Below are 19,157 nucleotides of genomic sequence, written 5' to 3'. Positions count from 1 at the left end.
CTCTTATTGTTCTGTCAGCGGGCGTACGTGTACGCCGCTTTCGAGACGCGCCAACTGCGCGTCATCGTTGATGCCAAAACCAATCTGCGTAACCGCCATGGCGGCAATCGCCGTGGCCCGGCGCAGGGTGTGCTCCGGCGTGTCGCCACTGAGCACACCGTGCAGCATCCCGGCCAGCAGCGAGTCGCCGGCGCCGACGGTACTGGCGACCGTCACCTGTGGCGGCGTGGCATGCAGCGCCCCGGCCGGGCTGTACCAGGTCACGCCGGCGGCGCCGTCGGAAACCACCACATGCTCCACGCCCTGTTGATGCAACTGGTTGATGGCGTCCGTGGCATTACCCAAGGCTTCGGCCAGCTCTTCGGTGTTGGGTTTGACCATCCATGGGCCAGCCTTCAAGCCGGCGCGCAGCGCCTCGCCGCTGGTGTCCAGGGCCACTTTCAAACCGAGCGCCTTGAGCTCCTCGAGCAAGCCCTGAAACCATTGCGGGCTGACGCCGCGCGGCAAGCTGCCGGCCACCACGACCGCATCGAATTCAGGGCCGATCATCGCCACCCTCTTGAGCAGTTCTCGTTGCGCCTGCTCACTCACCACAGGCCCAGGCGCATTGATGTCGGTAACGCGGCCGTCCTGTTCGGCAATCTTGATGTTGCTCCGGGTTTCGCCCGGCACGCGAATGAACGCGTCGCCAAACCCACGGCTGGCAATCAGTGCATCAAACGCCGCGGGGTTTGCCGCACCGAGAAAACCACCCACGCTCACGTGATGGCCCAAATCCGCCAGCACCTGCGCCACATTCACGCCCTTGCCGGCGGCATGGGTGAGCACGGTTTCGCTGCGGTTTACTTCACCCGGTTCCAGGCGCGCCAGGCGTATCGTCAGGTCCAACGCCGGGTTCAGCGTCAGGGTCAGAATCCTTGCCATCTACACGGCCTCCACTAGGGCACGCACTTCGGCGGGCGAGCCCACCGCGAGTGCTTTTTGCGCCAGGCCCTGGGCCTCGCTCAGACTGAATTCGCGCACGCGCGCCTTCACTTCAGGAATGCTGCGGGCCGACACGCTCAACTCATCCACCCCCAGGCCGATCAACACCGGCACCGCCAGCGGGTCCGCCGCCAACTCACCGCACACCCCCACCCATTTGCCATGGGCATGGGCGGCGCGCACGGTGATATCGATCAGTTGCAACACCGCCGGATGCAGGCCGTCGGCCTGAGCCGACAAGGTCGGGTGGCCGCGGTCGATGGCCAGGGTGTACTGGGTCAGGTCGTTGGTGCCGACGCTGAAGAAGTCGACTTCCTTGGCCAATACCGGCGCAAGCAAAGCGGCCGATGGCACTTCGATCATGATGCCCAGTTGCAGGTCGGCCACCGGGATTTCAAGGCGCAGGCGCTCGGTCATGTCGCGGGCCGCGCGCCATTCGTCAACGCTGCCGACCATGGGGAACATGATGCGCAGCGGGCGGTTGTCCGCCGAGCGCAGCAATGCGCGCAATTGCGCTTCCATGATCTGCGGGCGTTGCAAGGTGAGGCGAATGCCGCGCACGCCAAGGAAAGGGTTTTCTTCCTGGGCAATCGGCCAATACGGCAGCGGCTTGTCACCGCCTACATCAAGGGTACGAACGACCAATGGGCGACCACCGAGGCCATCGAGCACGCGGCGGTACTCGGCTTCCTGGGTGGCTTCGTCCGGCGCTTGCGGGTGGGCCATGAAAATCAGTTCGGTACGCAGCAAACCGATGCCTTCGGCGCCCTGCTCCACCGCGCTGGCAACGCCGGCGCTTTCGCCGATGTTGGCGAATACTTCAACGGCGTGGCCGTCACGGGTCAATGCAGGTTCATGACGCTGCGCCGAAGCGGCTTGCAGGCGTTGCTCACGGGTGTCGCGCTCAACCGTGGCGCGCTGCAGGGTGGCAGCGTCGGCGTCGACATGCAGGCGACCGCGTTGGCCATCCAGCAGCAACGGCGTACCGGAGGCCAGCAGCAATACGGCGGGACCCGCACCGACGAGCGCGGGAATACCGAGGGCACGGGCGACGATGGCGCTGTGGGCGGTAGCCCCACCACGGGCGGTGAGGATACCGGCGACGCGCGAGGGATCAAGCCGTGCAACGTCGGACGGGCCGACTTCGTCCATGACCAGAATGTAAGGTTCACTTGGCGCCTGAACCGTCTCAACGCCGCACAATTGCGCCAGCACTCGGCGGCCGACATCACGCAGGTCAGCCGCACGTTCGGCGAGCAAAGCATCCTGCAACGACTCCTGCTGCTTGGCGGCGGCTTCGATCACGCTCATCCACGCCGCTTCGGCGCTCTCGCCTTGCTTGAGGCGGGTGTCGACTTCGTCGGTCAGTTCCGGGTCGTCGAGCATCTCCTGGTGAGTGATGAAAATCTCGCGGATAGCCTTGGATTGGCTGCGTTCGATCAGGCCGTGGATATCACCGCGCACCTCGGCCAGGGCGCTTTGCAGGCGCTGGCGCTCAATGGCCGAGGATTCGCCGCGCAGCGGGTAATCGAACGTCTGCTGAACCTGGATATGCGCAGGGCCGATGGCGATGCCGGGCGCGGCGGCGATGGCCTGGACCTGGCTGCCGGCCAGCGGCGCGCTGAGCACCGGCTCAATGTCGAGGACTTCGGGCTGGGCGCTCAGGGTCGGCAGCGGCTCAACGTCTTCGCCGAGACCCTCTTCCACCGCCGCCAACAGCGCAGGCAGTGCATCGCCAGCAATCGTCGGCTCGGCGACAAACTCCAGCACCTGGCCGCGACGCGCGCCGAGGCTGAGCAGTTTGCTCAGGCTTTTCACCGACACGGCGCCCACCGGGCCACCGACGATACGCACGCGAATATCGCCTTCAAAACTTTTCGCCAATTGCGCGAGGATCTTCGCCGGGCGTGCATGCAAGCCGTGGGCGTTGGCCAAGGTGATGCGCGCGCTTGGCCAGTCTGGCGGCAGTTCGCCGCCGAGCACTTCAAGCACCGCGCGGCTGCTGGTGGCGCGGCCGAGTTCCTGGCCGCGACCTTCAATCAGCAAGGCACACAAGCGCTCAAGCAGCGTCTGGTGGGCTTCACCCAGGCTGGCCAGGCAAAACAGGCCATTGAGCGGCTGGCCGAGGTAACGCATGGGTTTATCCGGCGTGACAAACGCCAGGCCCGGGCGCTTGACCGTTTGCTCGCTGTGCAACCACCACAGGCCATCGCCCAGGGGCAGTGCGTCGACCTGCTGCAGGACGGCGGCGAAACCGTTGCTGACACAATCGGCCTGGCGCAACAGGCGGGCGCCGCGCCACACCAACTCTTCGAAATCATCGGCGGACACGCCCAGGCCGATCATCTGCGCATCCAGTGCCAACTCCTGCGGCGCACCTTGCAGCAGCTTCAGCAAGGCTTCGGCTGTGCCGGCACGGCGCAGTGCCTGGCCCAGATCGGTTTCGCCAAGGGCCCGGGTGAGCAGTTGCAACAGGCGCAGGTGTTCGTCGGATTTAGCGGCAATGCCGATCGCCAGGTACACGATCTGGCCGTCACCCCAGTCCACCCCTTCGGGGAACTGCAGCAGGCGCACACCGGTAGAAAATACGTGGTCACGGGTTTCGGGGGTGCCATGGGGGATGGCAATACCTTGGCCGAGGAAGGTCGAGCCCTGGGCTTCACGGGCTTGCAAACCGCTGAGGTAACCCTCGGCGACCAGGCCATCGGCCACCAGTTTTTCAGCGAGCAGGTGCAAGGCAGCAGATTTATCCACAGCCACCTGGCCCATGGAAATCTGCTCTACAGTGAGCTCAAGCATGCCGTTCTCCTAGTTAGTGCGGTGGCGCACTAGGTATTGTTTTAAACAAACAGTGTAAGGGGTGTTCATCAATACTGACTGAGCAGTCAATTGGCAGTAGCTACTCAGACGCGATCTTCGTAAAAATACGCTGGCTGAAACGTTTAATCTAGACTTTATGGAAGACTACGCGTTAATTGCTTGTCCTTGAAGAACCGCTCGGCGCTTGAGCCAGGACATTGGTCGTGTACAGGAATCGGTTACGATTGGACAAAATGTCGGGGCAAGCGCCAAAAAACAAGGAAATCCCGGTTTGAAACTCAGTGATATCGCACGTCTCGCCGGTGTGTCCGTGACCACCGCCAGCTACGTCATCAATGGCAAGGCCGAACAGCAACGCATCAGCAACGCCACCGTCGAACGGGTGCGTGCTGTCGTCGAAGCCCATGGCTTTACCCCCAACCCCCAGGCCGCCGGGCTGCGCAGTCGGCACACGCGCACCTTGGGTTTTATCCTGCCCGACCTGGAAAACCCCAGTTACGCACGCATCGCCAAGCTCCTGGAGCAAGGCGCACGGGCGCGAGGCTATCAGTTGCTGATCGCCAGCTCCGACGATGACGCCGACAGCGAGCGCCAATTACTGCAACTGTTCCGCGCCCGCCGCTGTGATGCGTTGTTTGTGGCCAGTTGCCTGCCGGCCAGCGATGACAGTTATCGCGAGCTGCAAGCCAAAGGGTTGCCGGTGATTGCCATCGACCGGGTGATGGGCGCGGATCAATTCTGCTCGGTGGTCAGCGACGATCGCCAGGCGTGCCAGCAATTGACCAGCAGCCTGCTGCAACCGCTGCCCAAGCAGATCGTGCTGATCGGCGCACGGCCCGAGCTGAGCATCAGCCAGGAGCGTGCCGCTGGTTTCCGTGAAGCACTCGAAGGTTTCACCGGCGAGGTCATCGTCGAACACGGCGAAGCGTTCAGCCGCGACTGTGGCCGACAGTTGATGGAGCAACTTCTGCGTCAACTGGGGCATTTGCCTGACGCGCTGGTGACCACGTCCTACGTGCTGCTGCAAGGCGTGTTCGACGCGTTGCATGACTTCCCACTCAAATCACGCCCGCTGCGCCTGGGCACGTTTGGTGACACCCAGTTGCTGGACTTCCTGCCGCTGCCGGTCAACGCCATGGCCCAACAACATCAGCAGATCGCCGAAACCGCCCTGCGCCTGGCCCTGGCCGCTATCGAAGAAGAGCAGTACCAACCTGGCGTGCACGCCATTGGCCGGACGTTCAAGCAGCGTATTCACGAGGCCTGAGCGTGGAGCTGATCGACACCCACACCCACCTGGACTTTGCGGATTTCGACAGCGACCGCCGGGACGTCCTCAGTCGTAGCCGGGCATTGGGTGTGCGCCGCATGGTGGTGCTGGGGGTGTATCAGCAGAATTGGCAGCGCCTGTGGGATCTGGTGCAAGCGGACGAAGGTTTGTTCGCCGCCTTTGGCCTGCACCCGGTGTACCTCGATGAGCATCGCCCCGCCGACCTGACGGAATTGGGCGACTGGCTGACTCGCCTGCACGGCCACCGGCAACTGTGTGCGGTCGGTGAGATCGGCCTGGATTACTTTCTCGAGCAACTGGACCGCGAACGCCAGCAGAGCCTGTTTGAAGCTCAACTGAAGCTGGCGGTGGACTTCCAATTGCCAGCGTTACTGCATGTACGTCGCAGCCACGCCGCGGTGATCGCCACCCTCAAGCGCATCCGCCTACCCCGTGGCGGCATCATCCATGCGTTTGCCGGCAGCCAAGAAGAGGCCCGCGAGTACATCAAGCTCGGCTTCAAGCTGGGTTTGGGCGGCGCACCTACCTGGCCCCAGGCCCTGCGTATGCACAAGGTATTGGCGCAACTGCCGCTCGACGCGGTGGTGCTGGAAACCGACTCGCCCGATATGGCACCGGCCATGTTCCCCGGCCAACGCAACAGCCCCGAGCACCTGCCAGCCATCTGCACCGCCCTTGCCGAGCGCATGGGTATCAGCTCCCTATTGCTGGCTGAGGCGAGCACACGCAATGCGTGCGAGCTGTTCAATTGGTAGGTTCGGCGTGATCCCTTGCAGGTCCAGCGTTATCTGCTGGCGGTAACGGGCATAACGCAACGCCAGGAAATGCACCAGCAGCACCACCAGCGAGACGTTGAACTGGCCAATCACACTGATCAGCCCCAGCCACTCCGCGACCAGCACCACAATCAACACAATACAGGTCAAGACCACCATGCTTGGGCGCACCAGTGCCCAATGGTCCAGGGACTTGAACTGACGCAATTGCCGGGGGCAGTTCAATCGCAAGATCCACTGGCAGTACGGGCAATCGAATGGCTCTTCGATAGCAATGGCATTTAATTGCCAAGGCTTGAGTTCAAAGGTGATGTTGCAATGGGCGCAGTGCCCTTTGATGCCGATTGCAGCGGTCATCGCTGTGCCTCCCCAGAACTTGAAATCGAGTGAAAGAATTTTCACCCATTCAGGGGGCCAGAAAAGGGACGCCGGAAAATCAGGACAAGCACCACGCCATCCAGCGATAAATCCTACGTCCAGGTCTTACACGCGAAACGCACCGATCAATTGCTTCAACTCGATCACCTGCATCGATAACTGCCGGCTCGCCGCTTCGGTCTGATGCGCGCCTTCGGCGGCATATTCGCCGGCCCGATTGATTGCGACGATATTCTGGTCAATATCGTGGGCGACGGCCGTCTGTTGTTCCACGGCGGCAGCGATCTGCTGGTTCTGATCGACGATCATGCCCACGGCACCGAGGATATTTTCCAAGGCCTGCTGGACCCTTTCCGACTGCTCCACGGTGCCATTGGCCATTTCATGGCTGCTGCCCATGGCCTTCACGGCGGCCGACACACCGCTGTGCAAGCGGCTGATCATCTGTTCGATTTCTTCTGTGGAGTCCTGCGTGCGCCGGGCCAGGGTGCGCACCTCGTCGGCCACCACAGCAAAACCACGCCCCTGCTCACCGGCCCGCGCGGCCTCGATGGCGGCGTTGAGTGCCAGCAGGTTGGTTTGCTCGGCAATGCTCTTGATCACTTCCAACACACTGCTGATGGACTGGCTGTCGGTGGCCAATTGGTTAATCACCCGCACCGACTGATCGATCTCCGAGGCCAACCGCGCGATGCTGCCCTGCTGGGATTGCACCAGGCTACGGCCACTGACAGTTTCATCGTTGACGCTGTGGGCACTGCTGACCGCCGCCGCCGCACTGCGTGCGACTTCCTGGGCTGTGGACGACATCTGGTTCATGGCCGTCGCGACTTGCTCGATCTGCGTGCGCTGCCCGGACACCGCCTGATTGCTCTGGGCTGAGACCGTTTCCACCTGGCCGGCCTGGAGTTCGACCTGGCCGACGGTGTGCCCGACACGTTCAATCAAGTCATGGATCTTCGCTACGGTGCCATTGAACACCTGGCCCAGGTCGCCCAACTCATCGCGGCTATCCGCGACAAAGGTGACCGTCATATCGCCGGCCGCCACCTTGTCCATCATCGTCCCCAGGCGCCGCAGGGTTGTGCGCGTGGAGGCGTAAAACCCTGCGTACAAATAGAAGATCAGCAGGAACACGACCGTCAGGGCCAGGACCAGCACCACCATGTGCGTGCGGTTCTGCGCCAGGCGTTGCTCCAACTGCTGTCCGAGAAAGGCCAGGGTGGCGTCGTCCAACTGGTAGGTCTGGGCCATCAGCTGGCTGATATCGTCGTAGAAACCCTGCCAAGGCGCGTCAAGGGTTTCGGCCATCACCACCTGCTCCTCAAACAACTCACTGCCTTGCTTCAAGCTGGCGTTACTCGCCTTGGCCAGGCCATCGAGTGCAGTGTGCGCGGCTATGCTGGCGCCCAAGGCATCCTGCAACTTCAAGCCATATTCAGCCTGGAGTTTTTCCAATTGCTGCAACAGTTCGTCAAAGCGCGTACTGGACGACGAATTGAGAAAACCTTGGCCCAGGGAATACGCGCCGATTGCCCGACCTTCACCCAGGGTCTGCGTGACTTGCGGGGTCACGCTGGTGATCAATTCGCTGAGCTGGCGCAGATCGCTCTGGGGGTCGCGGCTCAAACCGGATTGGCTGGCGATGATCTGGCTGAGCATCTGTGCCTTGTTAAGCAACTTGCCGATCAGTGCACTTTTGCTCAGCAGCGATGTTTCCTGCTGCTGGGCCTTGAAGGCCGCGATCAACTCGTCGCGCTTGCCGTCAAAGGCGGCAATTTGCTCGGGATCGGTCGCCATGGCGCTGAGGCTCTGCAGGCGGCTCAGGACACTGCTTTCCAATGCGCTGATCTTGCCCTCAAGGTCGCCGGCCTTGCCGGACTGGCCAAGGGTGGCGTTGATTTGGACTTGGTTGTTGAGGGTTTCCAAGTCGCGGCGCAAGGCCAGGCTGCTGCCGAGCAAGTCGAGGCTTTGCAATTCCACGCGTGTGCCCTGGAATTCACGCCAAGAATCGCGCACCAGGTAATAGTTGGTCGCCAGCATGGGCAGCAGGAACAGCACGCTGATCAAGCTGAACTTCATGCCGAAGCTCAGGCGGTTCATCAGCGCGACGGCGGGATAGAGCAAGCTCTTCACAGGTGAACTCCCTTTCTTTTATTTTTATTGAGGCCCAGGGCGGCAGTTAGCCAGCATCTGTATAGCTCAATTTGAAAGGGAGTTTTGTAACTTAAGGTTAACGGCAGCGGGGCTGCCGAAAAATAATTTGCCCGCATTCACTCGGCTAGGGCAATACCGTCCAGATTGCAAACCCGGCGTACCACAGCACGGCGGCGCGCAGCAGCAGTTCCCATATGCGATCCAGGCTGTTGATGCCATCGGCGCCCACCGCTGGTGGCGGGATTTCGGCGGCGACCAGGCCGACTTTTTCCACCAATTGGGCAGCGCTGATGTCCCAGCTCAGCAGTTCGTGCAGCATCACGCGGCCAACCGCGACGAAGTTGCCCACCAAGGCAAAGCTGGCCGCCAACAGGCGCACCGGCAGCCAGTCAAACGCGTGGCGCAGTTGCCCGGCGCGCTCGGCGACCCGTGGGTTCTTGCTGTTCTCACTGGCCAGGGCAAGTAGGCGATAGGCCAAGGCAGCCACCGGGCCCAGCAGGAAGTACCAGAAAATCACCGCAAAGAAGCTCTGGTACGCCTGCCACAACAGATGGCCCTGAACGCGTTCGAGCAGCTGTTCGCCACTGTCGGCGCTGAGGTTCAGGTCACGTTCGGCCACGTGCTCGGCAGCTTGCAGGTCGCCACGGCGCCAGGCATCGCGAAACGGACCGAGCCCGGCGAGCAGATCACCACGGCCCAGGCTGTAGATCACCACCACCAGGTGCACCGGCAGCGCCAACAGACCGTAGGCCACCGGCTCCAGCACCAGCAGCAACAACGCCAGCAATGCCACCGGCAACAACACCAGTACTACCAGAATCAGCCAGGGACGCTTGCCCATGCTCGGGCTCGATTCCAGCTTGACCAGTTCGCGCAGCCAACCACCATCGCGCTGCAACCGCTGGCGCAGGGCCGAGAACTTCTCGATCCATACGGCCAGCACCAACACCAGAAAACTCATCGTGCGTGTCCTCCATCCTGCAGGGCGCTGCGAAAGCGCGTCCAATCAAAAGCGGGGCCGGGATCGGTCTTGCGTCCCGGCGCGATATCGCTGTGACCACAAATGCGCTGGGGGGTGATGCCCGGGTAAGCCGCCAGCAATTGGCGGGTCAGGTCGGTCAGCGCCACATATTGTGCGTCGGTAAACGGCTGATCATCCGTGCCTTCCAGCTCTATCCCCAGGGAAAAGTCATTACAGGTTTCCCGGCCCTCGAAATATGAGACCCCGGCATGCCAGGCGCGGTCGAGGCAGGAGACAAACTGCGTCACCGTGCCATCGCGCTCAATCAGAAAATGCGCAGACACCCGTAGGTCGGCAATCCCTTCAAAGTAGGGATGTTCCGTGACATCCAGGCGGTTCTGGAAAAATTCCTGCACTTTACCGGTGGCGAACTGCGCCGGTGGCAAGCTGATGTTATGCACCACCAACAGTGAGATTTCGCCTGCGGGGCGCTCGTTGAAGTTGGGCGAAGGGCAATGACGAATGCCCTGGCACCAACCGCTGGTGGGGTCCAACTGCATACAGGTTCCTTGAACGAGACAACGTATGACCAGTATGCCGCGTTCGACCCTCTGGTTGCGATCACTTGCCGCGATTGAGTTGACGCAGTTTATTCAACACCGCGGCCAGCGCGCGCTCGAACAGGGGGGCGTCGTCCAAGGAATGCAGCGTGCCGCGCTTGAACGCCAGCGCCAACTGGCCGGTACTCTTCTCCAACACCTTGAGCCCCGTGCGGCTGGTGAAGATATACGTGTTGGCCGGTGCCATGATCGCCGTCAGCTTGCACCGCAGAGTGCTGGTCGCGTCCGCTTGGAACACCACCCAGCTACCCACCTTTAGTTCTTGAGCCTTGAGCAAGTCCGGGTCGTTGCTCGGCAGGTCGATGACCGGGGCGGGCGACGCCGCGCTGAGGACAAACGGCTCGCGCACTTCGATCAGATCTTCCATGCCTTCGGGCGCCTGGACGTGCAAGGCCTGCAAGCGCAGAAAGAATTCACGGGTGCTGAACGGGTCGAACGCGGCACTGGTCAACCCATCGCGCAAGGCCTTGAGCAAGCCAGGCAGTTGCTCCAGCAAATGGCGCCCGGCTTCAGTGTCTTGCTGCAGGCTGACACTCCAGATCAGCTCGTCCATGGTGCGCAACGCCGCTTGCCATTGCACCGACTGCTCACCGTGCTTGAGGCTGGTCAGCAACAACACTTGGCTCCATGCCTGCTGCAGGAACTGCACCACCGGACGCGGCAGGACCTTGCCCAACAACCGTCGATTAAGCACATCGGCCACGCGCTGGCGTACGGCTTCGGTGCGCACGCGTCCAGCTTCGGCATCGCGGGTGTGTTGTTCAAGCAGGTCGCTGCGTCGCCGTTCATCGGCGGTAAACACGCTGAACTCTGCGAGCAATTGGGGAAAAATCGCCGGGTCTTCGACGAACTCATTGAGCAAACGCTGCACGACTTGCTCGATGCGCAGATAAAGATGGTCGCGCTGGCAGTCTTCAGGCGGACTGCTGCCCATGACGGCGGCCGCGATTTCATTGAGTAAGCGTCGCGCCGGGTGACTGGCGCGGCTGAAAAAGCTCTTGTCGAGCAACGCGACTTTCAGCATCGGGATCTGCAGGCGACCGATCAAAGCCTTGAAGGCACCGGGCACGGTAAGGTCGTTGAGGATAAATTCGAATAACAGCGCGACCAGGTTGATCACGTCTTCGTCCGCATCCTCTACCACCCGCGACTTACCACTCTTGACGCTGACACGGGTGAGCAACTGTTCAAGCTGGTTACACAGGTCGAAATCGTCTTCGGCCTCAGGCTCCGGCACGTACTGCTGCAAGTGGGACAGCAGGCGTAACAGATCACGGGTGGAAATAGGCAGCGGTTCGGCACTGGCCTCAAGCGTTGGCGCCACGCTGCCGCGTACCGCTGTGAGTAAGTTCTGGAGCGCGGCGAAGGCTTCCTGGCCATTGTCGTCGGCGGGCTGATCGGCGGCCGACGGGGCCTCTTCGTGCGGGTGTTCGCGGGCCGCACGCGCCTCAAGCCGACGGGACGGTACGGCCTTGAGTTCCGGCAATACGCCGGTCGCGACCAGCAATTGATTGGCTTCGCCATACAACTGGTCGGCGTCACTGAGCACGTACTTTTCAAAGAGCTTGAGCATGATCAGTTTGACGCGGATCTCCACCCCCAGGCTGCGCCCCGCCCGCAGGAAAAACTCACACAACAGCGCGGGGCCCAGCGGGTTGTCACGCTCATCCAGGCGATTGCCCAGTAATGCGCTCAACCGCGCAGTGAGTTGACCAAGGGCCAGGCCGTCACGATGTCGTACCCGGCCGAGCATGGCTTCAAGCGCCACGGCTTTTTCCAGGGCATCCTTGGATGAACCGGGCGGCGCGTCATAGGAAACCACCGGCACCAGTTGCAGCTCTCCCTGCCCCGCCTGGCCCAGGCTGGCGAAGGCTTCAAACAGTTGCTCCAGGAACACGCGCTCAAAATTCTTGCGCTTAAGGCGCAGGTCGCGCATGGCTTCAAAGAAAATATGGTGGTCAAGCGTGTTGCGCGACCTGTCGGCCATTTCGAACAACGTGTCGTCGGCGTTATCGAACAGTTCCTGCAGCCCTTGCTGCAACTGTTGCACCGCCTTGTCGCGGACCTGCAGCAACACCACCGGAAGTCGGGCGAGCGGCGATGGCGTGGCGTGTGCCTTTTTGATTGGCACCACCTTTCCGTCATTGTGCATCCTGGCCTCCTGAAACGGCGCTATCTGTCTAAACGTCAAAGCTATGACGCCAATTGCAAGGCGCAAGATTATCTTGCAAATGAGGTGGGTTGCGCCAGCAAACTCTGCCATCGCACGGTAAATGAGGGGTGAGCCTGGGTTCAGAAGCGCACTGCCCCTATAATCGGGGCACTTTGTTTGTGGAGCCTGTTATGCCGAATCTCCGTCTTGCCGACCTCACCGCCGAAATCGAAGCCAACGTGCGCCGCGCACTGCTGGAAGACGTCGGCAGCGGCGACATCACTGCTCAGTTGATCCCGGCCGAACGGCTGGCCACCGCCACCATCATCACGCGCGACGCCGCTGTTATCGCGGGTACGGCTTGGGTCGACGCGGTATTCCGTCAGTTGGACCCACGGGTCGCCGTGCATTGGCAGGTCGCCGACGGTGAACGCGTCAGCCCCAACCAAGCGCTGTTCCACCTGGAAGGTCCGGCACGCTCGCTGCTCAGCGGCGAACGTAGCGCGTTGAATTTTCTGCAGTTGCTGTCCGGGGTCGCGACCCGCGCCCAATTCCTGGCAGATTTTGTCGCCAGTACCCAGGTCAAGCTGCTCGATACCCGCAAAACCCTGCCGGGCCTACGCCTTGCGCAGAAGTACGCAGTAACCTGCGGCGGCTGCCACAACCACCGTATCGGTTTATATGACGCGTTCCTGATCAAGGAAAACCATATCGCCGCCTGCGGGGGCATTGCCCAGGCGATCACGGCCGCCCACAAGATCGCACCCGGCAAGCCGGTGGAAATCGAAGTGGAAAGCCTGCATGAACTGCGCGAAGCCCTGGCAGTGGGCGCGGATATCATCATGCTCGATGAGTTGAGCCTGGACGATATGCGTGAAGCCGTGCGCCTGAACGGCGGCAAGGCGAAGCTGGAGGCCAGCGGCGGGATCAATGAAAGCACCCTGCTGCCTATCGCAGAGACCGGGGTGGACTACATCTCAATCGGCGCCATGACCAAGGATGTGAAGGCGGTGGATTTGTCGATGCGGCTGAGTATCTAAGCTTTCAAATTAAGAGCGAGCTCACTGTGGCGAGGGAGCTTGCTCCCGCTGGAGCGCGGAGCACTCCCTTTCCGACACAGCCGGTGTATCTGATACACCTCACCACCCGCTATCAGGGCTGCTTCGCAGCCCAGCGGGAGCAAGCTCCCTCGCCACAACAAGCCCGCCCATTTAAAACGCTCAGACCACCAGATTATTCATCTCGCAGTACTCTTCCCAATCGACACCCAGCACCTCGGCCGCCTCTTTGTGCAAGACCAGCCGTGCCGCTTCGAATTCTTCCGGTGTCGAGGTGTACTTGAGGGTCAGCTCCCAAGGCTGGAGGCCCTGGCTCTCGGCCTCGTCCTCGAATGCCCACTGAATCTGATCGCGCTGATCGTCGGCGCTCAGGTCCTTGATTTCTTCTTTAAGCTGCGGCGTGTCCTCAAGGTATTTATTGAGTGCTTCTTCGTGCCGAGCTTCCTGGGTCATTTCAGTCGTGGTCATGTGTGTTCTCTTAGATCGAGGAATGGGGATGCATCTGGGTCATCAAGGGTTGCGCAGATACAAATGAGCGGGCGCGAATGCCGGCTCGTCTGGCCTTCAGAACCATTCTGGGATCAACTGAAAACGTGCTGCCTTTGTTGCCTTTTTGCCCGAGACAGGAATCGAACCTGCGACCTTCGCGTTACGAGTGCGCTGCTCTACCGGCTGAGCTACACGGGCGGTGGGCTAAAGCTAGCACTGCATCGGAAGTCCGGCAACTTACCGGCGTCAACGGGCAATCACACCTTGGGCCCAGAAGCGCGGTTGCAGGAAGGTGTCATGGCCGTCCAGGTACTGCTGCTGCGCTTGCTTGATGTGAGGTACATCGCGCGCGACAATAAAAATCAACAGACCAACGGCCAGCACACTGAGCGTTTTCCAAGCACCCCGGGCCAATGGCAGTTCAGCGGTCGGCGGCATTCGCCACACATGCAGCGCCATCAGCCAGCCCACCACCAGCGCCAGCCAAACCTGGGAGTTGGGCATCACAATCACGCCATCGACCATGGACTGCACCAACGCGCCAACCACCGATGCAAACAGGCACAGCCGCAGCAGGTCTGCACGCTCGGCGCTCAGCGCACGCTCACGCAATATACCGAATGTGGCCCAGCCGCCTCGCCACGCCAACACCGCGACGCACAGAGCCGATGGCACACCCCATTCACTGGCCCATTGCAGGATGGCCTGGTGGGGGTGAGCGGCAATCCTGTTGGTGATATCGGCAAAATGCATAGGCCCGAAACCCAGCCCTGGCCGTTCGGTGAGCATGTGCCATCCCTGCCACCAGATCGGCCCGCGCCCCGACAACGAGGTGGTGAGGCGATCGCTGGCGCCACTGGTGAGTTCGATCCCCAGGTAATCCGCTAACACCGTAAACACCAGCCAGTACAGCAACAGCCCGCCACACACTGCGGCCAGCTGCCACCCCAGCCAGCGCCGGCCCCAAGGCCCCAACACCGCCAACACCACACCCGCCGCGCCCATGCCAAGCCAGGTGCCGCGTGTGCCGCCACCAATTGCGATCAGCCACCACACGCACAGCAACGCAAACACCGCAACTTTGAGCGAGCGCGAGAGCGTCGGGATCAACAAGGGAAGCGCCAGCAATGGCAGGGTGAACGTCTGGAACTGGCCGTAGAATCGCTTGTTGGAAAAGCCAGAGAGCAGCAAGTCAGGGTCCAGCGTCCGCTCGGCGCTGGCGAACGCGAGTGCGCCCGCATACACGTATTGAATCGACTTGATCAGGCACAGCAGCACCACCACCATGATCAAGGCGCGGTCCAAAGGCTCGCCGCCCTGGCGACGCAGCAAGGCAACTGCCACGGCAATCGCACCGCAACTGACAAACAAAGCCACTTCGGCCAGTGCCCAGAGCGGCTGGTGGGCCAGCGTCGATGACACCAGGCCCAGCCCAATAATCAGCGCCAGGCCCAGGGTGGTGGGCCGGTCTACCAACCGTTCAACGGGGGCGACCGACAGCCCATACAGCACCGCACAAGCCCCGATGGCAATCTGCATCGCCCGCTGTAGATCATGCCCACTGAACGGTGCACAAATCCCGACAACCAGCAGACACACCACTGCTACCAGAAAAATACTGCCACGCTGCTGTATGGATAAATACATCGGCCACCTCAACTTCCCTGTGGAGGGTCTAGCAGTTATGCACCGTCGGCGCCGCAGCCCTTGGCGATATATTTCGCGTCAGCAGTGGTGGTGCATTTCCAACCACTGGTGGCGTTGCGCGTCAGGCTGATGGTCTTGCCCAGTACCGGCGCGGGAGCGTCGAGTATTTCGCAACGGATGGAACCCGCGCCCGTCGCCACATCCCCTGCCACATCGATCTTGCAATTGGCGGTCGGGCTGGCGCCACCGATCAACGCCAGCGTGGGTACGGTGCCTTGGTTGAGGGTGTCTTCATACCCAGGCTTCAACGCGGTGATTTCAGCCAGGCCGGCGGTGAACTTGGCCTTGGCCTGGTGGGTGGTGTACATGGGCAAGCCGATGGTGGCCAAGATGCCGATGATTGCCACGACGATCAACAACTCGATCAAAGTAAAACCTTTCTGACGCATCACTTTCACTCTCCAGAATAGAACTCATGACAAGGCGCTTCCTGCGCCCCGTGTTGTGCAGCGGCGCCAGTGTACTCATCCGCAAGCGCTCAATCGCGCACTGGACGCACATTCTGACATTTTATCCTGCGTTGCCTGCCTGCCCGAATCCGTCACCTGACTAAGCTATAAATCTTCGACGACCTCTCTGCGGAACCCTGTCATGGATAACGCTTCAACGCTGTACGCCTGGGAAGGCATCAACCGTAAAGGACGTAAGGTGTTCGGGCAAACCGCAGGGCACAACCCCGCCTTGGTCAAGGCTCAGTTGCGCCGGCAAGGCATCAGCCCAGGCGTGGTACGCAAGCAATCTGCCGTGCTGCCAAGCTTGGCACCGTCGATCAGATCGACGGACATCACCCTACTCACTCGCCAACTGGCCACGCTGCTGAAGGCCGGCATTCCCCTTCTGCAAGCCTTCGACATCATCGGCGAAGGCTTCGACAACCGAGCTGTGCGTGAGCAGGTGCAAGGGTTGAAACAGGCGATCGCCGCCGGCTCCAGCCTGGCCGAAGCGTTGCGCAAACAACCGCGCTATTTCGATGAGCTGTATTGCAACCTGGTGGCAGCCGGCGAACAGGCCGGGGCACTGGAAACACTGCTGGAGCGCGTGGCAATCCATCGGGAAAAGAACGAGCAATTAAAGGCCAGGATCAAAAAGGCCATGACCTACCCGATCGCCGTGCTGGTAGTGGCCAGCGTTGTCACCAGCGTTCTATTGATCCACGTCGTGCCGCAGTTCCAGAACCTGTTTGCCGGGGTCGACGGCACGTTGCCCGGTTTTACCTTGCAGGTTATCGCGCTCTCCGAGTTCATGCAGAAAGCCTGGTGGATCATGGCGCTGGGCGCTCTTGCGGGGGCTCTGGGATTGCGCCACGCCTATCGTGCCTTGCCTGCTTTTCGTCTATGGCTGGACACCGGTTTGTTGAAAATGCCTCTGGCAGGCAAACTGCTGAGCAAATCAGCCGTGGCTCGCTATGCCCGCACGCTTTCCACCACCTTTGCCGCCGGTGTTCCGTTGGTACAGGCACTGGAGATCGGTGGCTGGTGCTGCCGGTTCAGGACCGTTCAAACAGGCAATCGAACATATGCGACACGATGTATCCACTGGCATGCAACTGAACCAATCCATGGTCGCCAGCGGACTGTTTCCCGCAATGGCAATCCAGATGACGGCCATCGGCGAAGAGTCGGGCACACTGGACCGCATGCTGGAAAAGGTCGCCAGCCATTACGAGGCCGATGTGGACAACTTGGTCGACAACCTCACCAGCCTGATGGAACCGCTGATCATGGTGGTGTTGGGGGGTATCGTTGGCGCGTTGGTGATCGCCATGTACCTGCCGGTATTCCAGTTGGGGAGTGCATTTTGAACCTGGTGCTGGGTGAACACCCATTGGCTTTTGTCGTGATGGCATGGGTATTGGGGCTGGTGATTGGCAGTTTTCTCAATGTGGTGGTGTGGCGCCTGCCGAAAATGCTCGAACGTGAATGGCGCGCCCAGGCCCACGAAGTGCTCGGTTTGCCCGCTGAACCTGCCGGGCCGACTTACAATTTGATGCATCCCAACTCCTGCTGTCCGCACTGCAATCATCCGATACGTCCCTGGGAAAACATTCCTCTACTCAGTTATCTGTTTCTCAGAGGCCGTTGCGCCCATTGCCAGGGCGCGATCAGCGCCCGCTATCCACTTACAGAACTGGGGTGCGGGCTGATCTCGGCCTGGGTGGCCTGGCATTTCGGTGTTGGCTGGCAGGCGGGAGCGGTGATGGTGCTGAGTTGGGGCTTGTTGGCGATGAGCCTGATCGATGCAGACCATCAACTGCTGCCCGATGTGCTGGTGATGCCGTTGTTATGGCTGGGTCTGATCGTCAACGGGTTGGGCCTGTTGACGACATTGCCGGACGCCCTGTTGGGCGCGGTGATCGGGTATATGAGCCTGTGGAGCGTGTTCTGGCTGTTCAAGTGGGTCACTGGCAAGGACGGCATGGGCCACGGCGACTTCAAGTTACTGGCGCTGCTCGGCGCCTGGGGTGGCTGGCAGATCCTGCCGATGACGCTGTTGATGTCGTCCCTGCTTGGGGTGTGCGTAGGCTTGATCCTGATGCGTCTGCGCAAGACCCAGGCATCGGCGCCCATGCCGTTTGGTCCGTATCTGGCAATTGCCGGCTGGATTGCATTGCTCTGGGGTGGTCAAATAACCGACTTCTATTTGCAGTCTGTCGGTTTCAGATGACCACTTCTGTTGCAGCACCTTGGATTCTCGGCCTCACCGGCGGTATCGGCAGCGGCAAAAGTGCGGCTGCCCAGCACTTTATCAACCTGGGTATTGACCTGGTGGACGCCGACCACGCCGCCCGTTGGGTGGTCGAGCCTGGCCGGCCGGCACTGGCACGCATCGCCGAGCACTTCGGTGCCGGCGTGCTGCAGCCTGACGGCCAGCTGGACCGCGCCGCATTGCGCAAGCTGATCTTTGAGGTACCCGAAGAGCGCCGCTGGCTTGAAGCCTTGCTACACCCGTTGATTGGCGAGGAGATTCGCAACCACCTGGCGCGCGCGCAGTCGCCTTACGCAATCCTGGTATCGCCGCTGCTGATTGAGTCAGGCCAGAACAGCATGACCCAACGCATCCTGGTGATCGACGTGCCGCAATCGCTGCAGATTCAGCGTACCCTGCAGCGCGACGGCATCACCGAACAACAGGTACAGGCAATCCTCAAGGCGCAGTCAAGCCGTGAAGACCGCCTGAACCATGCCGATGACATACTGGTCAACGACAAGGACCTCGCCTGGCTGCACAGCGAGGTCGAGCGACTGCACCACTTTTACCTTACTTTGCGTGGAGGCCGAACATGAGCCAACCCTTGACCGTCGATTGCCCAACCTGCGGCGCACCCGTGGAATGGAAAGCGACCAACCTCAACCGGCCGTTCTGCTCGGACCGTTGCAAGCTCATCGACCTCGGCGCCTGGGCGGCCGAGGAACACAAAATCCCGGTGGCTCCGGATGCCGAAGACGAGCTGTTTTCCGAAGACCTGCCGCCGCGCCATTAAGGGCGCATAAAGGCATATTCCTGCTGGTCGTCGAGGTTCTCTGCAAGGTATTGCAGCTCGTCGGCCAGGTCTTCAAAACTGCGCACACCCTTGCTCTGCTGCACCACCGCACTGAGCATGGCGCGCAGGGTCAAGCCTGGGTCAAAACCGATTTCCTGTGCCGCATCCTGGCTTCTGCGCAACTCCTGCCGTGCCCACTCATACACACTCATGATCGTGCCCCCGCCTTGCCCAGGACAATTTCGCAGAGCATGGGCCTGCTCGGCTACGCGGGATTTGATCT

The 19,157-nt window shown here is 61.2% G+C and carries 17 protein-coding genes, 1 tRNA gene and 1 pseudogene; 7 read left to right on the top strand and 12 right to left on the bottom strand.

Going from position 1 to position 19,157, the window contains the following annotated elements; translation table 11 throughout:
* Positions 1-3: 3 nt before the first annotated feature.
* Both pfkB and ptsP read right to left on the bottom strand, forming a co-directional pair.
* Entirely contained in the window at positions 4-924 is a 921-nt protein-coding gene (pfkB, locus tag AB4O35_RS10050; protein ID WP_065946184.1) for a 1-phosphofructokinase, read from the bottom strand.
* Positions 925-3,783, bottom strand: coding sequence for a phosphoenolpyruvate--protein phosphotransferase (ptsP, locus tag AB4O35_RS10045; RefSeq protein ID WP_065946185.1), 2,859 nt, complete (start codon positions 3,781-3,783; stop codon positions 925-927). It abuts the gene before it with no gap.
* A gap of 292 nt (positions 3,784-4,075) precedes the next feature.
* Between ptsP and cra the strand changes: the two genes are divergently transcribed.
* Both cra and AB4O35_RS10035 read left to right on the top strand, forming a co-directional pair.
* On the top strand, positions 4,076-5,071 hold the full coding sequence (gene cra / locus AB4O35_RS10040) for a catabolite repressor/activator (RefSeq protein WP_065875144.1): 996 nt from the start codon (positions 4,076-4,078) through the stop codon (positions 5,069-5,071).
* Positions 5,072-5,073: 2 nt separating this feature from the next.
* A complete protein-coding gene (locus AB4O35_RS10035; RefSeq protein WP_065910608.1) occupies positions 5,074-5,850 on the top strand; it encodes a TatD family hydrolase in 777 nt (258 codons plus the stop codon).
* On the opposite strand, the gene AB4O35_RS10030 is transcribed toward AB4O35_RS10035, so the two are convergent.
* The 5 genes from AB4O35_RS10030 to AB4O35_RS10010 all read right to left on the bottom strand — a co-directional run bounded on the left by AB4O35_RS10030 (position 5,797) and on the right by AB4O35_RS10010 (position 12,139).
* Positions 5,797-6,228, bottom strand: a complete 432-nt coding sequence (locus AB4O35_RS10030; protein WP_065875146.1) for a hypothetical protein — start codon at positions 6,226-6,228, stop codon at positions 5,797-5,799. The two genes, AB4O35_RS10035 and AB4O35_RS10030, sit on opposite strands and share 54 nt — an antisense overlap.
* Before the next feature lie 126 nt (positions 6,229-6,354).
* On the bottom strand, positions 6,355-7,059 hold the full coding sequence (locus AB4O35_RS10025) for a methyl-accepting chemotaxis protein (RefSeq protein WP_460149650.1): 705 nt from the start codon (positions 7,057-7,059) through the stop codon (positions 6,355-6,357).
* A 1,471-nt stretch (positions 7,060-8,530) separates the two neighbouring features.
* Positions 8,531-9,367: a regulatory signaling modulator protein AmpE gene (gene ampE, locus AB4O35_RS10020; protein ID WP_065875148.1), complete on the bottom strand. Its 837-nt coding sequence runs from the start codon at positions 9,365-9,367 to the stop codon at positions 8,531-8,533.
* On the bottom strand, positions 9,364-9,927 hold the full coding sequence (ampD, locus tag AB4O35_RS10015; protein ID WP_065875149.1) for a 1,6-anhydro-N-acetylmuramyl-L-alanine amidase AmpD: 564 nt from the start codon (positions 9,925-9,927) through the stop codon (positions 9,364-9,366). The genes ampE and ampD overlap by 4 nt, the downstream gene beginning before the upstream one ends.
* Before the next feature lie 61 nt (positions 9,928-9,988).
* Positions 9,989-12,139 carry a DUF1631 domain-containing protein gene (locus AB4O35_RS10010; protein WP_065875150.1) on the bottom strand — a complete coding sequence of 717 codons (2,151 nt, stop codon included), beginning with the start codon at positions 12,137-12,139 and terminating at the stop codon, positions 9,989-9,991.
* Positions 12,140-12,330: 191 nt separating this feature from the next.
* Between AB4O35_RS10010 and nadC the strand changes: the two genes are divergently transcribed.
* Positions 12,331-13,179: a carboxylating nicotinate-nucleotide diphosphorylase gene (gene nadC / locus AB4O35_RS10005; protein WP_065946186.1), complete on the top strand. Its 849-nt coding sequence runs from the start codon at positions 12,331-12,333 to the stop codon at positions 13,177-13,179.
* Between the two features lie 180 nt (positions 13,180-13,359).
* On the opposite strand, the gene AB4O35_RS10000 is transcribed toward nadC, so the two are convergent.
* The 4 genes from AB4O35_RS10000 to AB4O35_RS09985 all read right to left on the bottom strand — a co-directional run bounded on the left by AB4O35_RS10000 (position 13,360) and on the right by AB4O35_RS09985 (position 15,782).
* Positions 13,360-13,665 carry a DUF6388 family protein gene (locus AB4O35_RS10000; RefSeq protein WP_065875152.1) on the bottom strand — a complete coding sequence of 102 codons (306 nt, stop codon included), beginning with the start codon at positions 13,663-13,665 and terminating at the stop codon, positions 13,360-13,362.
* Between the two features lie 146 nt (positions 13,666-13,811).
* Positions 13,812-13,884, bottom strand: a tRNA-Thr gene (locus AB4O35_RS09995).
* Between the two features lie 48 nt (positions 13,885-13,932).
* Positions 13,933-15,333, bottom strand: coding sequence for an O-antigen ligase family protein (locus AB4O35_RS09990; RefSeq protein ID WP_065875153.1), 1,401 nt, complete (start codon positions 15,331-15,333; stop codon positions 13,933-13,935).
* A 35-nt stretch (positions 15,334-15,368) separates the two neighbouring features.
* Positions 15,369-15,782: a pilin gene (locus tag AB4O35_RS09985; protein ID WP_065879638.1), complete on the bottom strand. Its 414-nt coding sequence runs from the start codon at positions 15,780-15,782 to the stop codon at positions 15,369-15,371.
* Between the two features lie 202 nt (positions 15,783-15,984).
* Between AB4O35_RS09985 and AB4O35_RS09980 the strand changes: the two are divergent.
* The 4 genes and pseudogenes from AB4O35_RS09980 to yacG all read left to right on the top strand — a co-directional run bounded on the left by AB4O35_RS09980 (position 15,985) and on the right by yacG (position 18,874).
* A pseudogene (locus AB4O35_RS09980) lies at positions 15,985-17,194 on the top strand (type II secretion system F family protein).
* Entirely contained in the window at positions 17,191-18,057 is an 867-nt protein-coding gene (locus AB4O35_RS09975) for a prepilin peptidase (protein WP_065875156.1), read from the top strand. The pseudogene AB4O35_RS09980 and the gene AB4O35_RS09975 overlap by 4 nt, the downstream one beginning before the upstream one ends.
* A complete protein-coding gene (coaE, locus tag AB4O35_RS09970) occupies positions 18,054-18,677 on the top strand; it encodes a dephospho-CoA kinase (protein WP_065875157.1) in 624 nt (207 codons plus the stop codon). The genes AB4O35_RS09975 and coaE overlap by 4 nt, the downstream gene beginning before the upstream one ends.
* Positions 18,674-18,874 carry a DNA gyrase inhibitor YacG gene (yacG, locus tag AB4O35_RS09965; RefSeq protein WP_003188437.1) on the top strand — a complete coding sequence of 67 codons (201 nt, stop codon included), beginning with the start codon at positions 18,674-18,676 and terminating at the stop codon, positions 18,872-18,874. Before coaE ends, yacG begins: the two co-directional genes overlap by 4 nt.
* On the opposite strand, the gene AB4O35_RS09960 is transcribed toward yacG, so the two are convergent.
* Entirely contained in the window at positions 18,871-19,086 is a 216-nt protein-coding gene (locus tag AB4O35_RS09960; RefSeq protein ID WP_003171680.1) for a hypothetical protein, read from the bottom strand. The genes yacG and AB4O35_RS09960 overlap by 4 nt on opposite strands.
* Between the last annotated feature and the right edge of the window lie 71 nt (positions 19,087-19,157).

It is taken from the genome of Pseudomonas sp. H1_A03 (genome assembly GCF_054685145.1).
This window is presented reverse-complemented; position numbering and strand designations above follow the sequence as displayed.